Genomic DNA, 16651 nt, shown 5'->3' on the forward strand with positions numbered 1-16651 from the left:
GACGCCATGGCATTCCAGGACCTCACCTCCGACATCCGCGCCGCCGCGCCCGCTCTTCGGGGGCGGCTCCTCGCCAATCAGGACCTTTCGGCCCTGACCTGGTTTCGCGTCGGCGGGCCGGCGCAGCTTCTGTTCACGCCGGCGGACGAGGAAGACCTCGCCTATCTGCTCGGCCGGCTGCCCGAGGAGATCCCGGTCACGGTGATCGGGCTTGGTTCCAACCTGATCGTGCGCGACGGGGGCATTCCCGGGCTCGTCATCCGGCTCGGTGGCAAGGGTTTCACAGAGATCGCCCCGGAGCCGGACAGCCGCCTGCGCGCCGGAACGGCGGTTCCGGACGTCAAGGTGGCCCGCGCGGCGGCCGATGCCGCGCTCGACGGCCTCGCCTTCTACCGTGGCATTCCCGGCTCGATCGGCGGCGCGCTGCGCATGAACGCTGGCGCGCATGGCGGCGAGACCACCGATGTGCTCGTCTCGGCGCGCGGCGTCACCCGCAAGGGCGAACTCGTCACGCTCAGCCACGCGCAGATGGGCTTCACCTATCGCAACAGCGCGGCCTCTACCCGCGACATCATATTCACCTCCGCCCTGTTCCAGGGAAGGCCGGGCGATCAGGTCGCGATCCAGGCCGAGATGGACCGGGTGACGCAGGCGCGCGAGGCGGCCCAGCCGATCAAGGAGCGCACCGGCGGCTCGACCTTCAAGAATCCCGAGGGCGGCAAGGCGTGGAAGCTGATCGATGCCGCGGGCTGCCGCGGTCTGCGCGTCGGCGGGGCGCAGGTTTCGGAGATGCATTGCAATTTCCTGATCAACACCGGCGGCGCGACGGCGGCCGATGTCGAGGGGCTCGGCGAGGAGGTTCGCCGCCGGGTCAAGGAGAACTCCGGCTTCGAGCTGCAATGGGAGATCAAGCGGCTCGGGATTGCGGCGTAACCACTTCGGCGCGCGGCGGTAACCGGAGCACGCGCCGGTTAACGCGCTGTTAACCATGTTTAACGAGGTTGGACCCAACGCAGCGGCGCGGGGCTCCGATGGTCGAACATGTTGCAGTGCTGATGGGCGGATGGTCCGTCGAGCGGGAGGTCAGCCTCAACAGCGGAGCGGCCTGCGCGCGGGCGCTGGAAGGCCAAGGCTATCGCGTCACCCGCGTCGACGTGCAGCGCGACATCGCCGAGGTGCTGGCGAAGTTGAGGCCGGACGTCGCCTTCAATGCCCTGCATGGCCGCTTCGGCGAGGACGGCACGATCCAGGGTGTGCTCGAGATCCTGCGCATCCCCTATACCCATTCCGGCGTGCTGGCCTCGGCGCTGGCGATCCGCAAGGACCGGGCGAAGACGGTCGTCAAGGCGGCAGGGGTGCCGGTCGCGCACGGCGTCAACGTCTCGCGCTTCGCCGCCGCCAAGAGCCATGTGCTGCCGCCGCCCTATGTGCTGAAGCCCATCGACGAGGGCTCCTCCGTCGGTGTCGTCATCGTCAAGAGGGACAGGGAGCATCCGCCGCAGGAGATCGCCCGGCCGGACTGGCCCTGCGGCGAGATGCTGCTCGCGGAGACCTTCATCGCCGGGCGCGAGCTGACCTGTGCCGTCATGGGCGACCGGGCCTTGGGTGTGACCGAAATACAAGCCGCAACCGGCGAATTTTACGACTACGACGCGAAGTACGCCAAAGGCGGCTCGATTCACATCTGCCCGGCTCAAATTTTACCGAAAATTTACCAGCAGATCGAAGAGTGTGCGTTAACGGCGCATCAAGCAATCGGATGCCGGGGCGTCAGCCGATCTGACTTTCGCTACGACGACGAGACCGACACGCTCGTCTGGCTGGAAGTCAATACGCAGCCCGGGATGACCGAGACCAGCCTGGTGCCCGAACTGGCTGCCCATGCGGGCCTGAATTTCGGTGAGCTCGTCAAATGGATGGTGCAGGACGCCTCCCTCGATCGGTGAATGCGATGAAGGCGAAACCCTCTTCGCGCCTGCCGGTCGCGGCGACCGGCCCGCAACTGCTGATCGGCAGCGAGCGGCAGGGGCGTTGGCTGCGCCGCCAGCGGCGCTCGGTCCAGCCCTTGGCGGAGCGGGTGCCGCGCGGCATCGGCTCCTGGCTCGCCCTCGGCTTCCTCACGCTCAGCCTTGGCTCAGGCTTCGTCATCGGCGGGCAGTATCAGGCGATGCAGGATACCTATGGCGAGCCGCGGCACATCATCGCGCGCATGCTCGGATTCGGCATCGACCGGGTTACGATCTCGGGGCTCTGGGGGCTGTCGGAGCAGGAGGTGCTCGTCGCCGCTGGCATCGATGCCAAGACCTCGCTGGTGTTCTTCGACGCCGATGCGGCGCGCCGCCAGCTCGAAGCCAACCCGCTGATTCGCGAGGCTCAGGTCCGCAAGCTGTATCCCGGCGAGATCTCGATCTCGCTGACCGAGCGTGAGCCCTACGCGCTCTGGCAGGTCAAGGGCGAGCTTTTCGTCATCGCGGCCGATGGCACGGTGATCGACAAGATGGATGACGGCCGCTTCGCCTATCTGCCGCTGGTCGTCGGCAAGAACGCCAACAATCGCGCCAGCGAGTATCTCGAGCTGCGCAAGCAAGCCGGGCCGCTGGCCGAGCATATCCGCGCCGGCATGCTGGTCTCCGATCGGCGCTGGGACATCAAGCTCGACAACGGCATGGATGTGCGTCTGCCCGAGACCAAGCCCGAAGTCGCGATGCAGCGGCTTGTTTCGCTAGAGGAGAGCGACCGCATCCTGGACAAGGACATCCTGGCGCTCGATCTGCGCCAGCCCGACCGGGTGGTGGCACGACTCTCCGAAGAGGCGGCTGCAGCGCGTGCCGAAATGCTGAAGAACCGCAACAAGGCCAAGAAGAAGGGAGGGGAGGCGTGAACCACTTCACCTCCCAGGGTCTGACGCCGCGCATGCGCCCGCTCTCGGCGCGCAAGAGCGCGACGCTCTCGATCCTCGACATCGGCACCAGCAAGGTCGTCTGCCTGATCGCCGAGCTCAACCCGGCCGAGGCGAACGAACGGCTGCGCGGGCGCACCCATGTCGCCCGTATCATCGGCATCGGCCATCAGCGCTCGCTCGGCCTGAAGGGCGGGGCGATCATCGACCTGGAAAGCGCCGAGCGCGCCATCCGGGCCGCCGTCGACGCCGCCGAGCGCATGGCCAAGGTCGAGGTCCAGTCGGTCATCGTCAACCTCACCGGCGGGCGCATCGGCTCTCAGCATTATGCCGCCGGCGTCGACCTGCGCTCCGGCTCGGTCGGCGATGCCGACATCAAGCGCGTGCTCGCCACGGCAGCGACCCATGCGATCCGCCCCGGCAAGGCCGTGCTCCATGCGCTGCCGACCGGCTATGCGCTCGACGGCGTGCCGGGCGTGCTCGATCCGCGCGGGCTGATCGGCGGCAAGCTCTCGGTCGACATGCATGTCGTCGCCAGCGAGGCGGCGGCGGCGCGCAACGTCATGCTCGCAGTCGAGCGCTGCCATCTCGAAGTCGAGGCGGTGGTCGCAACGCCTTATGCCTCTGGCCTGTCGGTGCTGGTCGACGATGAGGCGGAGATGGGCGTGGTCGTGGTCGATCTCGGCGGCGGCACGACGAGCCTCGGCGTCTTTTCCGGTGGTCATATGATGCATGCCGACGCCATCGCCGTCGGCGGAAACCACATCACCATGGACGTTGCGCGCGGCCTCTCCACCCGCGTCTCCGCGGCGGAGCGGCTGAAGACGCTGCACGGCTCCTGCATCGCGAGCGCCTCCGACGAGCGCGACATGATCGCCGTGCCGCAGGTCGACGATGACGAGCGCGACATGCCGAACCACCTCGCCAAGTCGCATCTCATCCGGATCATCAAGCCGCGCGTCGAGGAAATCCTCGAACTGGTGCGCGACCGGCTGGCCCATGCGGGCTTCTCGGCCCAGGCAGGGCGGCGCGTGGTCCTGACCGGCGGTGCCTGCCAGCTCACCGGCCTGCCGGAAGTGGCGCGCCGCATCCTCGGCGGCCAGGTCCGCACCGGGCGGCCACTCGGCATCAAGGGCCTGCCCGAGGCGGGCAAGGGCCCAGCCTTCTCCGCAGCGGTCGGCCTGCTGGTCTACCCGCAGGTCGCCCATGTCGAGCATTTCGAACCGCGCGCCGCCGGCGGGCGCTATTTCGCGACCGGGACGGACGGCTACTTCTCGCGCGTCGGGCGGTGGCTGAAGGACAGTTTCTAGGACGCGGCTAAAGCCGGGTTCGAGATTTGAGTGAGTACCGCCCGCTCCGGTGGGCACGGCGTCAAACGTAGCAATCAGACGGCTCCCGCCAGGCGCCGGTCAAAGGGATCAGAAGAGGCAATCATGGCGATGAATCTGCAAGCCCCGGACATCCGGGAACTCAAGCCCCGGATCACGGTCTTCGGTGTCGGCGGCGCGGGCGGCAATGCGGTCAACAACATGATCGAGGCGGGCCTCGACGGCGTCGACTTCGTCTGCGCCAACACCGACGCCCAGGCGCTGGCGCTGTCGCGCTCCTCGCGCATCATCCAGATGGGCCTGCAGGTCACCGAGGGCCTCGGCGCCGGCTCGCAGCCGGAAGTCGGCCGGGCCGCGGCCGAGGAAGTCATCGACGAGATTCGCGATCACCTGGCGGGCGCGCATATGGTCTTCATCACCGCCGGCATGGGCGGCGGCACCGGCACCGGTGCTGCTCCGGCCATTGCCCGGGTCGCTCGCGACATGGGCATCCTGACCGTCGGCGTCGTGACCAAGCCGTTCCAGTTCGAGGGCCAGCGCCGCATGCGCATGGCGGAGGCCGGCATCGCCGAGCTGAACGAGGCCGTGGACACGCTGATCGTCATCCCGAACCAGAACCTGTTCCGCGTCGCCAACGAGACCACCGGTTTCGCCGACGCCTTCGGCATGGCCGACCAGGTGCTCTATTCCGGCGTCGCCTGCATCACCGACCTGATGGTCCGCCCCGGCCTGATCAACCTCGACTTCGCCGACGTGCGCGCCGTGATGCGCGGCATGGGCAAGGCGATGATGGGCACCGGAGAGGCGCAGGGCGAGAAGCGCGCGCTGACTGCGGCCCAGGCCGCGATCAACAACCCGCTGCTCGACGACATCTCGATGAAGGGCGCGCGCGGCCTGCTGATCTCGATCACCGGCGGGCGCGACATGAAGCTCTACGAGGTCGACGAGGCCGCCACCCGCATCCGCGAGGAGGTCGATTCCGAGGCCAACATCATCGTCGGCGCGACCTTCGACGAATCGCTTGAAGGCACCGTGCGCGTCTCCGTCGTCGCCACCGGCATCGACAAGCCGATCTCGCAGGTCGGCGAGGTCGACGAGACCGAGGCCCGCATCGCACAGGTCGCCGAGCGCCTGAAGCAGGAAGCCCGCCTGCGCTCGACCGCCACTCCGCAGGCCGCCCGCCCGGCGCCGCAGCCGGCCGCCATGCCGGTGGTCGAAACGGCCCGTGTCGCGCCCGCCGCCGAGCCGGCGCCGGCCGCGCAGCTGCAGGACATCCGCATCGAGCCGGTGCAGCCGCGCCCGGTGATGGTCGCCGCGCCGCCTCCGCAGCCGACGGCTCCGGCCGAGCCGAGCCTGCATCTCGAGGAGAGCTTCATCCCGCCGATGCCGGAGCGGGCAGTGCGCCCGACCCGCATGCCGCGGATCGAGGACCTGCCGGCTCCGGGCCAGGCCCAGCTGCATGCCCAGCGCGGTGCCCAGCCCGTGCCGCAGGCGCCCACCGCCGAGCAGAAGCGGATGTCGCTGATGCAGCGTCTCGCCTCGGTCGGCTTCGGCCGGAAGGAGGACGAGGCCGAAGCTCCCGCGCAGGCGCCCGTCCCGGCACGGCAGGCTCCCGCCATGCCGCAGGCCGCGGCTCCGAGCGCTGCCCATGCCGAATACATGCGCCGCCCTGCCCAGCCGGTCTCGCGCCCGGCCCAGGGTCAGCTTGATCCGCACGGTCGTGCGGCGCCCGCCCGCACCGAGGACGATCATCTGGAGATTCCGGCCTTCCTCCGCCGTCAGGCGAACTGAAAACCGGCTTTCTCACGGCATTGCAACAATGCCCGTCGCGCCATTCGCGCGGCGGGTTTTGCACGTTAAAAAATCGTTATCTTTCAGTCTGTTATTGTTCCCACGCGCGATCCTTCCGACTGTAACACAGCGAAAGAAAGCGTGATTTTGATCGGCTGCCGCGAGGGCCTATGTTGCGGCCGCATCAAGGATGAGCATACCGGATTCGGCTGGTGCCGGGTTCGGACATGTCGCCGCCAGAGATCGTCGCCCCGGGGGCGGTCCGCGGTGACCGGGATTGGATAACGGAATGAATTTCGATCGGCAGACGACCCTGCGGGCTGCAGTGACCCTCACCGGGATCGGTGTCCATTCCGGCGCGCCCGCCAGCATCTGCCTGAAGCCGTCCAGCGCCAATTCGGGCGTCGTCTTCCTGCGCACCGGCATCGAGGGCATGCCGCCCCAACTCATCCACGCCAAGCACACGAAGGTCAGCGCCACCGAGCTCTGCACCGTGATCGGCGACCGCGGCCCGGCATCTGTCTCGACCATCGAGCACCTGATGTCGGCCTGCTCGGGCCTCGGCCTCGACAACGTGCTGGTGGAGATCGACGGTCCCGAGATGCCGATCATGGACGGCAGTGCCATCGAGTTCGTCCGCGCCATCGAAGCGACCGGCATGGTCTCGCTCGCCGCACCGCGCCGCTATCTCAAGGTTCTCCAGCCCGTCCGTATCGAGCAGGGTCGCGCCTTTGCCGAGCTGGCGCCGGCCGAGCAGGGCTTTCGGCTCGATGTGGAGATCGATTTCGACACGGCCGTGATCGGCCGGCAGCGTAAGATCTTCGATCTCGAGGCCCAAGCCTATGCCAGCGAGATCTCGAAGGCGCGGACCTTCGGCTTCATGCGCGATGTCGAGCAGCTCTGGAAGGCGGGCTTCGCGCAGGGAGCGTCGCTCGACAACACGGTCGCGATCGGCGAGGACAAGGTCATCAATCCCGAGGGCCTGCGCTATGGTGACGAGTTCGTGCGTCACAAGGTGCTCGACGCCATCGGTGACCTCGCGCTCGCCGGCTACCCGATCATTGGCGAGTTCCGCTCCTATTGCGGCGGTCACCGCATGAACGTCCGCATCCTCGAGGCGCTGTTCGCCGATCGCGCGAACTTCGCGATCGTCGAATCCCAGCCGGTCTTCGCTCCGGCCCGCGCCGTGCAGATGGCCGCGGTCGCTCCGGCGGCCTACGCGCCCGATCTCCACTGAAATCGCAGCGGCAAACGCGGCTTCGCCTTTCCTTCGCCCGGTTTTTGTCCGAGATGCCGCAGTGCTGCGGAATCGTGCCATGACCGGCTTTCGGCAGTGGCGCGTGGGAAGCGTCTGAGGTAAGGCATGCTTCCCGCAGGCAGGGACGAAGCGAAAGAGGACGGACGACGTGAGCGTGACGCGGCAAAGCCTTCCGGCAATCCATCGCGGCCTATCCCCGCGCAAGGGCATGGCCCTGGCGCTCGGTGCCGCCATGCTGCTTGGCGGCTGCGATACGCTGTCCTCGCTCAATCCCTTCGACAAGCCCGAGGTCTACAAGCCGGACCTGACACCGCCCACGCCGGCCGACAAACTCTACAATGAAGGTCTCGCGCGCCTGCAGAACGGCGACAGCGAAGGGGCTGCCAAGCGGTTCGAGGACATCGACAAGACGGCGCCGTTCTCGCCCTATGCCCGCAAGGGCCTGCTGATGACGGCCTACACCAATTTCCAGGCGAACAAGTGGGAAGAGGCGATCACCGCCTCGAAGCGCTTCATCGCCCAGAACCCGGCCAGCCCGGACGCGGCTTATGCCCAGTACATCCTGGCGATGTCCTACTATAACCAGATCCCCGACACGACTCGCGACCAGGAACGGACGCGCCAGGCGATCCAGGCGTTCGAGGAACTGATCGGCCGCTATCCGAAGTCGGAATACGTGGTCGACGCCCGGGAAAAGCTCCTGGTGGCGAAGGACCAGCTCGCCGGCAAGGAGATGAATGTCGGGCGCTACTATCTCGAGCGGCGCAACTATACCGCGGCGGTCAACCGCTTCCGCGAGGTCATCATCAAGTACCAGACCACCCGCCATGTCGAGGAGGCGCTGGAACGCCTCACCGAAGCCTATATGGCGATGGGCATCACCAACGAGGCGCAGACCGCCGCCGCGGTGCTCGGGCACAATTTCCCCGACAGCCCGTGGTACAAGGACGCCTACACGCTGCTGCAGAGCCACGGACTGGAGCCGCGCGAGGATCGCGGGTCCTATATCAGCCGGGCCTTCGACGGCTTCCAGCGCGCGGTCGGCGGCATCGTCGGGCTGCGCTTCTGATAGCCCGCGCATGCCCCGCTGCGGACATCCCCGCCGGCTCCAAAGTCTGAGCTGAGCGCCATGCTGGCGCAGCTCTCGATCCGCGACATCGTCCTGATCGACCGGCTCGACCTGAGCTTCCGCGAGGGGCTGAGCGTGCTGACCGGCGAGACCGGTGCCGGCAAGTCGATCCTGCTCGATGGCTTCGCGCTGGCGCTCGGCGGGCGGGGCGACGGCTCGCTCGTCCGCCACGGCGAGGCGCAAGGCCAGGTCAGCGCCGTCTTCGACCTGCCGCTCGATCACGCGGCGCGCAAGCTCGCCGAGGCGCAGGCGATCGACACCGACGGCGATCTGATCCTGCGCCGCGTGCAGTATGCCGACGGGCGCACCCGCGCCTTCGTCAACGACCAGCCGGTCTCGGTCCAGATACTGCGCTCGATCGGTTCGGCGATCGTCGAGATCCACGGCCAGCATGACGACCGGGCTCTGACCGACCCGGCCCAGCACCGCGCCCTGCTCGACGGGTTCGGCGGGCTTGAGGGGCAGGCGCAGGACGTCGCCGAAGCGAGTGAGCGGCTGAAACGTGCGCGACAAGCCTTGCAGGCGCAGCGGCTACGTGTCGAGGCGGCGCGCAAGGAGGCGGATTTCCTGCGCCATGCGGTCGAGGAACTCGGCAAGCTCGCGCCGAAACCCGGCGAGGAGGACGAACTCGCCGCGACGCGCCAGGCGATGATGCAAGCCGAGAAGGTCGCGCGCGACCTCAGCGAGGCCCATGAATCCGTCGGCGGTCAGGGCTCGCCGATGCCAGCGCTGGCGGCGGTGCTCCGCCGGCTCGAGCGCCGCGCGGGTCAGGCCCCCGAACTGGTCGAACCGTCGCTGGCGGCGCTCAACACCGCGATCATCGCGCTGGAAGAGGCCGGGGAGGCGCTCGCGGTGGCGATGCGCGCCGCGGAATACGATCCCCGCCAGCAGGAGCGCGTCGAGGAGCGGCTGTTCGCGCTGCGCGCCGCGGGGCGCAAATACGACGTGCCGGTGGACGGGCTCAAGGCTCTTGCGGAAACTATGGCGAGCGACCTTGCGGCGCTCGACGAGAGCGAATCGTCGCTCGGCCGCCTGGAAGCCGAGATGCAAGCCGCCGAGGCTGCTTTCCTGGCCGGAGCGCAGGCGCTCTCGCAGGCGCGCCGGGGGGCGGCTTCTCGCCTCGACCTCGCCGTGAAGGCGGAGCTGCCGCCGCTCAAGCTGGAACGGGCGCGCTTCATCACCCGCATCGAGAGCGACGAGACGGCGCGTGGCCCGGAAGGCTTCGACCGGATCGAGTTCTGGGTCGAGACTAACCCCGGCACGCGGCCGGGGCCGATGATGAAGGTCGCATCCGGCGGCGAGCTCTCGCGCTTCATGCTCGCGCTCAAGGTCGTGCTCGCCGAGCGTGGTTCGGCTCCGACGCTGGTCTTCGACGAGATCGATACCGGTGTCGGCGGCGCGGTGGCGGATGCGATCGGCGAGCGGCTGGCACGGCTCGCGGACCGGGTGCAGGTGATCTCCGTGACCCACGCACCGCAGGTCGCGGCCAAGGCCCGGCGCCATTTCCTGATCGCCAAATCGGCCGGCGAAGGCGATGCATCGCGTACCGTCACCAGGGTCGAGGCCTTGGCCGATCAGGCTCGAGGCGAGGAGATCGCCCGGATGCTCGCCGGCGCCTCGATCACGGAAGAGGCGCGGGCGGCGGCGCGGCGTCTGCTTGAGGCCGCACTGCGCGGCTGATCAGCCGATCGGGACGAGCCGATACCCCGCACCTTGCCGGCGCACCTGCTGGAAGCCGGTGATATGTCCGCCGGAGACCGTCCAGCCGTCCGCGGCGGCGCGCTCCAGGATCTCCCGGCGCGAGCGCGCCGCTTGGGCGGCATCGAGATCATAGACCACGCCGATATCGGGATCGGCAGCCTGCAATGCCCCGAGATGCAGCGCATCGCCCCAGAGAAGCAAGGCTTTCGCGTCGTCGCCGACGAGGTAGCTGCTATGTCCGAAGCTGTGGCCCGGCAGCGGGAGAAGCTCGATGCCGGGCATCACGGCGCCCGGCCCCACGGCACGGACGCGGCCGCCATAGAGGCGCTGCAGCGTCGCGGTGATGTCGAAGGCGCCGCGTTTGCGCTCCGGTGTCCCGGCGCGGTTGGTTTCGTCGCTGTAGTAGCCGAAATCGGCCTGCGGCACGATCACCTCCGCCCGGGGGAGCCATGGCTCCCCGCCATCGAACAGGCCAAGAGCGTGGTCGCCGTGAAGATGCGTGATCAGCACCCGGTCGACGTCGTCCGGCCGGACCCCTACCTTCTGCATGGCGGCGCGGGCATGGCCGAGCGCTTCGCCCCAGGCGCTGCCCGTGCCCGCATCGACGAGCGTGATGCCGCCGGGCCCGCGCAGCAGGAAGCAATTGACGTCGATGCTGATCTTCGGCTGCCCGAAACGAGCGATGGCCTCGGCCCGGGCCGTCTCTCCGCCCTGATGAACGAGAATGTCCGCAGGGGCTTCGAAGATGCCGTCGAGCAAGGTGACGACGTCATATCCGGCAAAGTGAAGAGTCTGAGCGTTCATCGGGCGCCTCCTGTCTGTCGTCGACCTAGCCGAGGGCGTCGGGCATCGGCAACGCCGCCGGGCAAGGAGCAGTCCTGCGGTCGGCGCTCGGTTCCGCCATTTCCTTTTGTGTCGCTTTGCTTTATGAGCCGCTTTCGATCGACGGCCTGCAGGTGCTGTCAGCACCGCTTTCCCGTCCCCAGTTTCGCGACGTTTCGCGTTTCGAGCCGTAGAACCAGGCCTTCCGCATGTCCTTTTCCCTCACGAGCCCGCCGCTCGCGCGCGCGCTCGCCGACCGCAATTATTCCGAACCCACGCCGGTGCAGAGCGCCGTGCTGGAAGAGGGCGCGCGCGGGCGCGACCTGCTGGTCTCCTCGCAGACCGGCTCGGGCAAGACCATCGCCTACGGGCTCGCCATCGGCGAGACCCTGCTGGACGGTGCCGAGAAGCTCGGCCGCGCCGAGCAGCCGCTGGCGCTGATCATCGCGCCGACGCGCGAACTCGCCTTGCAGGTGCAGCGCGAACTGGCCTGGCTCTATGCCCAGGCAGGCGCGCGCGTGATCTCCTGCGTCGGCGGCATGGATCCGCGCCGCGAGGCGATGCTGCTCGAGGAGGGCGCGCATATCGTCGTCGGGACGCCCGGGCGCCTGCGCGACCATATCGAGCGGCGGCGCCTCGACCTGTCGGAGCTCAAGGCCGTCGTGCTCGACGAAGCCGACGAGATGCTCGATCTCGGCTTCCGCGACGATCTCGAATTCATCCTGAAGAGCGCGCCCGAGAGCCGCCGCAGCCTGCTGTTCTCCGCGACCTTCCCGAAGGAGATCATCCAGCTCGCGCAGAACTATCAGCACGACGCGCTGCGCATCGAGGTCCAGGCCGCGGCGCGCGGCCATGCCGACATCGCCTACAAGGCCGTGCGCGTCTATCCCAAGGAAGCGGAGCTGGCGGTCGTCAACTTGCTGCGCTTCCATGATGCGCCGGTGGCGCTCGTCTTCTGCAACACGCGCAACGCCGTGCGCCATCTCGAAGCGATCCTGCTGGAGCGCGGCTTCACGGCCGTGGCGCTCTCCGGCGAGCTCGGCCAGAACGAGCGCAATGCCGCGCTGCAGTCGTTGCGCGACGGCCGGGCCCGGGTCTGCGTCGCGACCGACGTTGCGGCCCGCGGAATCGATCTGCCCGGTCTCGACCTGGTGATCCATGCGGAACTGCCGCACGACTCCGAAGTGATGCAGCATCGCTCGGGCCGTACCGGCCGTGCCGGCAACAAGGGCACCAGCGTGCTGCTGGTGCCGCCCTCGCGCCGGCGCAAGGCCGAGCGGCTGCTCCTGGAAGGCAAGGTCGAGGCCGACTGGATCGGTCCGCCGACCGCCGAGGAAATCCGCGCGCTCGATCAGGAACGGCTTTTGAAGGACCCGCTGCTCGAAGGCGAGGAAGGCGAGGACGATGCCGGCATGGTCGAGGCGCTGATGGCGGGCCGCGAGGCGCGCGAAATCGCGGCCGCGCTCGTCAGGCTCTATCGCTCGCGCCTGCCGGCCGCCGAGGAAGCGGCCGATCCGGGCTTCGGCCGCGAGGAGCGGCGGGCTCCCCGCTCGAATGAGGATTATGCCGCGCAGCGCCGGCCCTTCGGTGCAGGCCGCGAGGCGGATGACGGCGAACGGCCGCGCAAGGCGTCCGGGCCGCGCGGCGACACGGTCTGGTTCAGGCTCGATATCGGCCGCAAGCAGGGCGCCGACCCGCGCCAACTCCTGCCGATGCTGTGCCGGCGCGGACGCATCACCCGCGACGAGGTCGGTGCCATCCGCATCTTCGACCGCGAGACCAAGGTCGAGATCGACGCGGATGTCGCCGATCGTTTCTACGAATCCGCCAAGGTGTCGGATCGCGACCGGATCACGATCGAGCCGGCAACCGAGGAGCGGCGCGCTGCGCGCTCTTTCGAGGACAAGCCTGCCGAGCGGCGCGCGCCTTCGCGCAAGCCGGGCGCGGATGACGACAACAGCGGGGAGAGGCCGGCGCGCGGCGGCAAGTTCGACCGCGCGGGCAAGCCGGAGCGGGCGGCGGCGCCCTACCGGGCGCGCGATCGCTTCGACGAACGCGACGCAGCCGGGCCGCGTCGAGCGGCTGCCGGCCGCGAAACCGGCGAACGGAAGCCGTATGAGGATCGCGGAGAAGGCCGTCCCGCCGGCAAGAAGACATTCAACCCGAAGGAAAAGCGCTTTCCGGGCAAGGCTGAGCGTCCTGGCGGCGGCCGCCCGGCCGGAAAGCCTTTCGGCAAGGGCAAACCTCCGCGCCGCGGCTGATCGTCGAAACCCGATCGCCCGCGCCCGGCCTCCGGCGGCGAAGGCCGCCGCTCCTCTCCATGCCCGTCAACGCAGGCCGAGGAACGAGAGGATCGCGAGGACGACGACGATGAGGCCGACAAGATAGATGATATTGTTCATGAAAACCCCCTGACTAGATCGGCCGCGAGGCACGATTTCTGGGGGTGAACCGCTTTCGGCGGTGAAAGGTTCCGCTCGGCGCGGAGCTTGGCCGGGCGGGATGACACCCGTCCGGCTCGTCATCCTGCGCTGACGGCGCGGCGGCTCAGGCCACCACCTTGCGGTAGAGATGCCAGGTCGCGTGGCCGAGCACCGGCATCACCACGACCAGCCCGACCAGCACCGGCAGGCAGCCGAGCACCAGAAGCCCCGTGACGACGAGGCCCCAATACATCATCACCCGCGGATTGGCCTCGACCGCCGCGATCGAGGTGCGCACCGCTGTCGGCACATCGACATGCCGGTCGATAATCAGCGGGAAGGAGACGACCGAGATCGCGAAGGCGAGGATGGCGAAGAGCAGACCGATCGAATTGCCGAGAATGATCATCACCCAGCCGTTGAAGGTGGTGAAGGTGGCGCGCAGGAATTCCGCCGTCGAAACGTCAGCCGGCAAGCCGAGCTGCGCGCGGTAGATCAGCCAGGCGCAAGCCAGCCAGGCCAGGAACAGACCGGTCAGCATCAGCCCGAGCAGCACGATCTGGCCGATGGCCGGAGATTGCAGGACCTCGAAGGCATGGCGCCAGGACGAATCCAGCCCCTGTTCGCGCCGCCGGCTGATCTCGTAGAGGCCGATCGCGGCGAAGGGGCCGAGCAGGGCGAAGCCGCCGAGCAGCGGGAAGAGCAGCGGGAATATGTTGTAGGTGACGGTGATCTGCCCCAGCAGCACGCCGGCGACCGGATAGATCAGGGCGATGAAGACGAGATGGCTCGGCTGCGCCTTGAAATCCTCCCAGCCGCGCCAGAGCGCATCGCGCAGGTCCATCGTCGTGATGGTGCGGACCTGCGGTTCCGCGGCCCTGCCGATGTGATGGATGGTGCCGTCGAGATTGGCCATGGCGTAACTCCCGGTTCCGGCCCGGTTCGCCAAAAGCCGTCGACATGTTCCTTGGTGTCAACGGCCGTCCGGCGTCGAGCTTCCAATTCCCAGCCTCGGAACTATACACGCGGCGACGGGATTTGCCGCAACCTTTCGCGCAGATGTGAGACGCACGCCGCGCAGGAGACTGCTGCCCTTCCTCGTCAGCGGCTTCTCGCCTAATGCTTCCCGCATGAGCGACGTCGACGACACCGCCTCTCCTGAAACGCCGGTAGCGGACCTGACTCCGCGCCGAGCGAAGCTCGAGCACAAGCGACTGGCCGCCGAGGTCCAGGCGGCGAACGATGCCTATTTCCAGGAAGACCAGCCGATCATGGACGATGCGTCGTATGACGCCAAACGTCGGCGGCTCGTCGCATTGGAGGCGGCCTTTCCGGAGCTGAAGGAGGCGGGTGGCGTCAGCGGGACGGTCGGTGCGAGGCCTTCCGGCAAGTTCGCGAAGATTCGCCATCGCGTACCCATGCTGTCGCTCGACAACGCCTTCTCGGATGAGGCCGTCGCGGAGTTCGCGGCACGCGTCTACCGCTTTCTCGGCCGCAAGGAAGACGCCGGCGGCATCGCCTTTACCGCCGAGCCGAAGATCGACGGGCTCTCCCTGTCGCTGCGCTACGAGCGGGGCGAGCTCGTAACCGCCGCGACGCGCGGGGACGGCGAGGAGGGCGAGGACGTCACCGTCAATGCCCGCACCATTTCCGAGATTCCCCAGGCGCTGACCGGGCCGGGCGTGCCGGAGATCGCCGAGATACGCGGGGAGGTCTATCTCGGCCATGCCGATTTTGCCGGGATCAACGAGCGCCAGCGCGAGAGGGGGCTGCCCGAATTCGCCAATCCGCGCAATGCCGCCGCCGGCTCGCTGCGCCAGCTCGACGCGAGCATCACCGCCTCGCGGCCCTTGCGCTTCTTCGCCTATGCCTGGGGCGAGATGCCGGTGCTGCCGGCTGCGACCCAGATGGGCGTGGTCGAAGCCTTCAAGCGCTGGGGCTTTCGCACCAATCCGCTGATGAAGCGCTGCGAGAGCGTGGCCGAGATGGTCGCGCAGTACCGGCTGATCGAGAGCCAGCGCGCCACCCTCGGCTACGATATCGACGGCGTGGTCTACAAGGTCGACGATCTCGCGCTGCAGGCCAGGCTCGGTTTCGTTTCGCGGGCGCCGCGCTGGGCGATCGCGCACAAGTTCCCGGCGGAGCTGGCGACGACGATCCTCGAAGCCATCGACATCCAGGTTGGCCGTACCGGCGCGCTTTCGCCGGTTGCGCGGCTCAAGCCGGTCACGGTCGGTGGCGTCGTCGTGACCAATGCGACGCTGCACAACGAGGATTATATCCGCGGCTTCGATTCGAAGGGGCTGCCCATCCGGGACGGAGTCGATATCCGCATCGGCGACACGGTGACGGTGAAGCGTGCGGGAGACGTCATCCCGCGTGTCGAGGCTGTCGATCTGACGAAGCGGCCGGCGGATTCGAAGCCGTACGAGTTCCCGACGCTCTGCCCCGTCTGCGGCAGCCATGCGACGCGCGAGCACAATCCGCGTTCGGGCAAGGAGGACGCGGTGCGCCGCTGCACCGGCGGACTGATCTGCGCGGCGCAGACGGTCGAGCGGCTCAAGCACTTCGTCTCGCGCGATGCGCTCGACATCGACGGGCTCGGCGACAAGCAGATCGAGTTCTTCCATACCGATCCGGACCTGCCGGTGAAAGAGCCCGCCGACATCTTCACGCTCGCCCGGCGCGACGAGGCCAATTTCAAGAAGCTCAAGGACAAGGAGGGCTTCGGTGCTGTCAGCGTCAGGAAGTTGTTCGAGGCGATCGAGGCCGCGCGCACGCCGCCGCTCAACCGGCTGATCTTCGGGCTGGGCATCCGCCATGTCGGCGAGACCAATGCGCGGCTGCTCGCCCGCAACTACGGCTCGTTCGAAGCGTTGCGGGAGGCGGTCGCCGCCGCGGCCGACCCGGCCTCGCCGCAGCGGCAGGAGCTGGACGCGATCGACGGCGTGGGGCCGACCGTCGTCGAGGCGCTGCTGCAGTTCTTCGGCGAGCCGCACAACCAGGCATTGCTCGACCGGCTGCTGGAGCAGGTTCAGCCGCAGCCGCTGGAGGCGGTCACCACGACGAGTCCGGTCGCGGGCAAGACGGTCGTCTTCACCGGCGCGCTCGAACGGATGACCCGCGACGAGGCCAAGGCGATGGCGGAGCGGCTGGGGGCGAAGGTGGCGGGCTCGGTCTCGTCGAAGACGGATCTGCTGGTCGCGGGGCCGGGTGCCGGCTCGAAGCTCAAGGATGCGGCCAAGCATGGCGTCGAGGTGATCGACGAGGCCGGCTGGTTCGATCTGGTCGGTGGGTGAG

The 16651-nt window shown here is 68.3% G+C and carries 12 protein-coding genes; 10 read left to right on the plus strand and 2 right to left on the minus strand.

From position 1 onward, the window contains the following. Positions 1-6 precede the first annotated feature (6 nt). From murB to recN, 8 genes are all read left to right on the plus strand, one after another. Positions 7-933 (plus strand): UDP-N-acetylmuramate dehydrogenase, encoded by a 927-nt coding sequence (gene murB / locus BGO20_RS17340; protein ID WP_291660452.1) that lies wholly within the window; start codon positions 7-9, stop codon positions 931-933. Between the two features lie 98 nt (positions 934-1031). Beyond that, the gene (locus BGO20_RS17345) at positions 1032-1946 is read left to right on the plus strand and encodes a D-alanine--D-alanine ligase (protein ID WP_291660454.1); all 915 of its coding nucleotides are present in this window, start codon (positions 1032-1034) and stop codon (positions 1944-1946) included. Then, the gene (locus BGO20_RS17350) at positions 1913-2881 is read left to right on the plus strand and encodes a cell division protein FtsQ/DivIB (protein ID WP_440142740.1); all 969 of its coding nucleotides are present in this window, start codon (positions 1913-1915) and stop codon (positions 2879-2881) included. The genes BGO20_RS17345 and BGO20_RS17350 overlap by 34 nt, the downstream gene beginning before the upstream one ends. A 32-nt stretch (positions 2882-2913) precedes the next feature. Continuing rightward, the gene (ftsA, locus tag BGO20_RS17355) at positions 2914-4209 is read left to right on the plus strand and encodes a cell division protein FtsA (protein WP_291660850.1); all 1296 of its coding nucleotides are present in this window, start codon (positions 2914-2916) and stop codon (positions 4207-4209) included. Between the two features lie 123 nt (positions 4210-4332). Then, positions 4333-6018 carry a cell division protein FtsZ gene (gene ftsZ, locus BGO20_RS17360; RefSeq protein ID WP_291660457.1) on the plus strand — a complete coding sequence of 562 codons (1686 nt, stop codon included), beginning with the start codon at positions 4333-4335 and terminating at the stop codon, positions 6016-6018. A 289-nt stretch (positions 6019-6307) separates the two neighbouring features. Further along, complete coding sequence (gene lpxC / locus BGO20_RS17365) at positions 6308-7255, plus strand: UDP-3-O-acyl-N-acetylglucosamine deacetylase (RefSeq protein ID WP_291660458.1); 948 nt, start codon at positions 6308-6310, stop codon at positions 7253-7255. A 229-nt stretch (positions 7256-7484) separates the two neighbouring features. After that, the gene (locus tag BGO20_RS17370; protein ID WP_291660851.1) at positions 7485-8345 is read left to right on the plus strand and encodes an outer membrane protein assembly factor BamD; all 861 of its coding nucleotides are present in this window, start codon (positions 7485-7487) and stop codon (positions 8343-8345) included. A 60-nt stretch (positions 8346-8405) separates the two neighbouring features. After that, the gene (gene recN, locus BGO20_RS17375; RefSeq protein ID WP_291660460.1) at positions 8406-10085 is read left to right on the plus strand and encodes a DNA repair protein RecN; all 1680 of its coding nucleotides are present in this window, start codon (positions 8406-8408) and stop codon (positions 10083-10085) included. Here the strand turns inward: recN and aidB are convergent, their stop codons facing one another. Then, entirely contained in the window at positions 10086-10910 is an 825-nt protein-coding gene (gene aidB / locus BGO20_RS17380) for an AidB family quorum-quenching N-acyl homoserine lactonase (RefSeq protein ID WP_291660462.1), read from the minus strand. It abuts the gene before it with no gap. Between the two features lie 227 nt (positions 10911-11137). Between aidB and BGO20_RS17385 the strand changes: the two genes are divergently transcribed. Next, complete coding sequence (locus BGO20_RS17385) at positions 11138-13189, plus strand: DEAD/DEAH box helicase (protein ID WP_291660464.1); 2052 nt, start codon at positions 11138-11140, stop codon at positions 13187-13189. A gap of 286 nt (positions 13190-13475) precedes the next feature. Here BGO20_RS17385 and BGO20_RS17390 read toward each other — a convergent pair whose 3' ends face one another. Continuing rightward, a complete protein-coding gene (locus BGO20_RS17390) occupies positions 13476-14267 on the minus strand; it encodes a DUF2189 domain-containing protein (RefSeq protein ID WP_291660465.1) in 792 nt (263 codons plus the stop codon). 214 nt (positions 14268-14481) lie between these two features. Here BGO20_RS17390 and ligA point away from each other — a divergent pair, with 214 nt between their 5' ends. Next, the gene (ligA, locus tag BGO20_RS17395; protein WP_291660466.1) at positions 14482-16650 is read left to right on the plus strand and encodes an NAD-dependent DNA ligase LigA; all 2169 of its coding nucleotides are present in this window, start codon (positions 14482-14484) and stop codon (positions 16648-16650) included. The last annotated feature ends 1 nt before the right edge of the window (position 16651 follow it).

Origin of the sequence: Allobosea sp. 67-29 (assembly GCF_001898115.1) — a bacterium.
In the GTDB taxonomy this organism is placed as follows: domain Bacteria; phylum Pseudomonadota; class Alphaproteobacteria; order Rhizobiales; family Beijerinckiaceae; genus Allobosea.

Bases quoted from the DNA above. Each gene is read 5' to 3' on its own strand.
- murB (WP_291660452.1), top strand. From the start codon at position 7: ATGGCATTCCAGGACCTCACCTCCGACATCCGCGCCGCCGCGCCCGCT.
- BGO20_RS17345 (WP_291660454.1), top strand. From the start codon at position 1,032: ATGGTCGAACATGTTGCAGTGCTGATGGGCGGATGGTCCGTCGAGCGG.
- BGO20_RS17350 (WP_440142740.1), top strand. From the start codon at position 1,913: ATGGATGGTGCAGGACGCCTCCCTCGATCGGTGAATGCGATGAAGGCG.
- ftsA (WP_291660850.1), top strand. From the start codon at position 2,914: ATGCGCCCGCTCTCGGCGCGCAAGAGCGCGACGCTCTCGATCCTCGAC.
- ftsZ (WP_291660457.1), top strand. From the start codon at position 4,333: ATGGCGATGAATCTGCAAGCCCCGGACATCCGGGAACTCAAGCCCCGG.
- lpxC (WP_291660458.1), top strand. From the start codon at position 6,308: ATGAATTTCGATCGGCAGACGACCCTGCGGGCTGCAGTGACCCTCACC.
- BGO20_RS17370 (WP_291660851.1), top strand. From the start codon at position 7,485: ATGGCCCTGGCGCTCGGTGCCGCCATGCTGCTTGGCGGCTGCGATACG.
- recN (WP_291660460.1), top strand. From the start codon at position 8,406: ATGCTGGCGCAGCTCTCGATCCGCGACATCGTCCTGATCGACCGGCTC.
- aidB (WP_291660462.1), bottom strand. From the start codon at position 10,910: ATGAACGCTCAGACTCTTCACTTTGCCGGATATGACGTCGTCACCTTG.
- BGO20_RS17385 (WP_291660464.1), top strand. From the start codon at position 11,138: ATGTCCTTTTCCCTCACGAGCCCGCCGCTCGCGCGCGCGCTCGCCGAC.
- BGO20_RS17390 (WP_291660465.1), bottom strand. From the start codon at position 14,267: ATGGCCAATCTCGACGGCACCATCCATCACATCGGCAGGGCCGCGGAA.
- ligA (WP_291660466.1), top strand. From the start codon at position 14,482: ATGAGCGACGTCGACGACACCGCCTCTCCTGAAACGCCGGTAGCGGAC.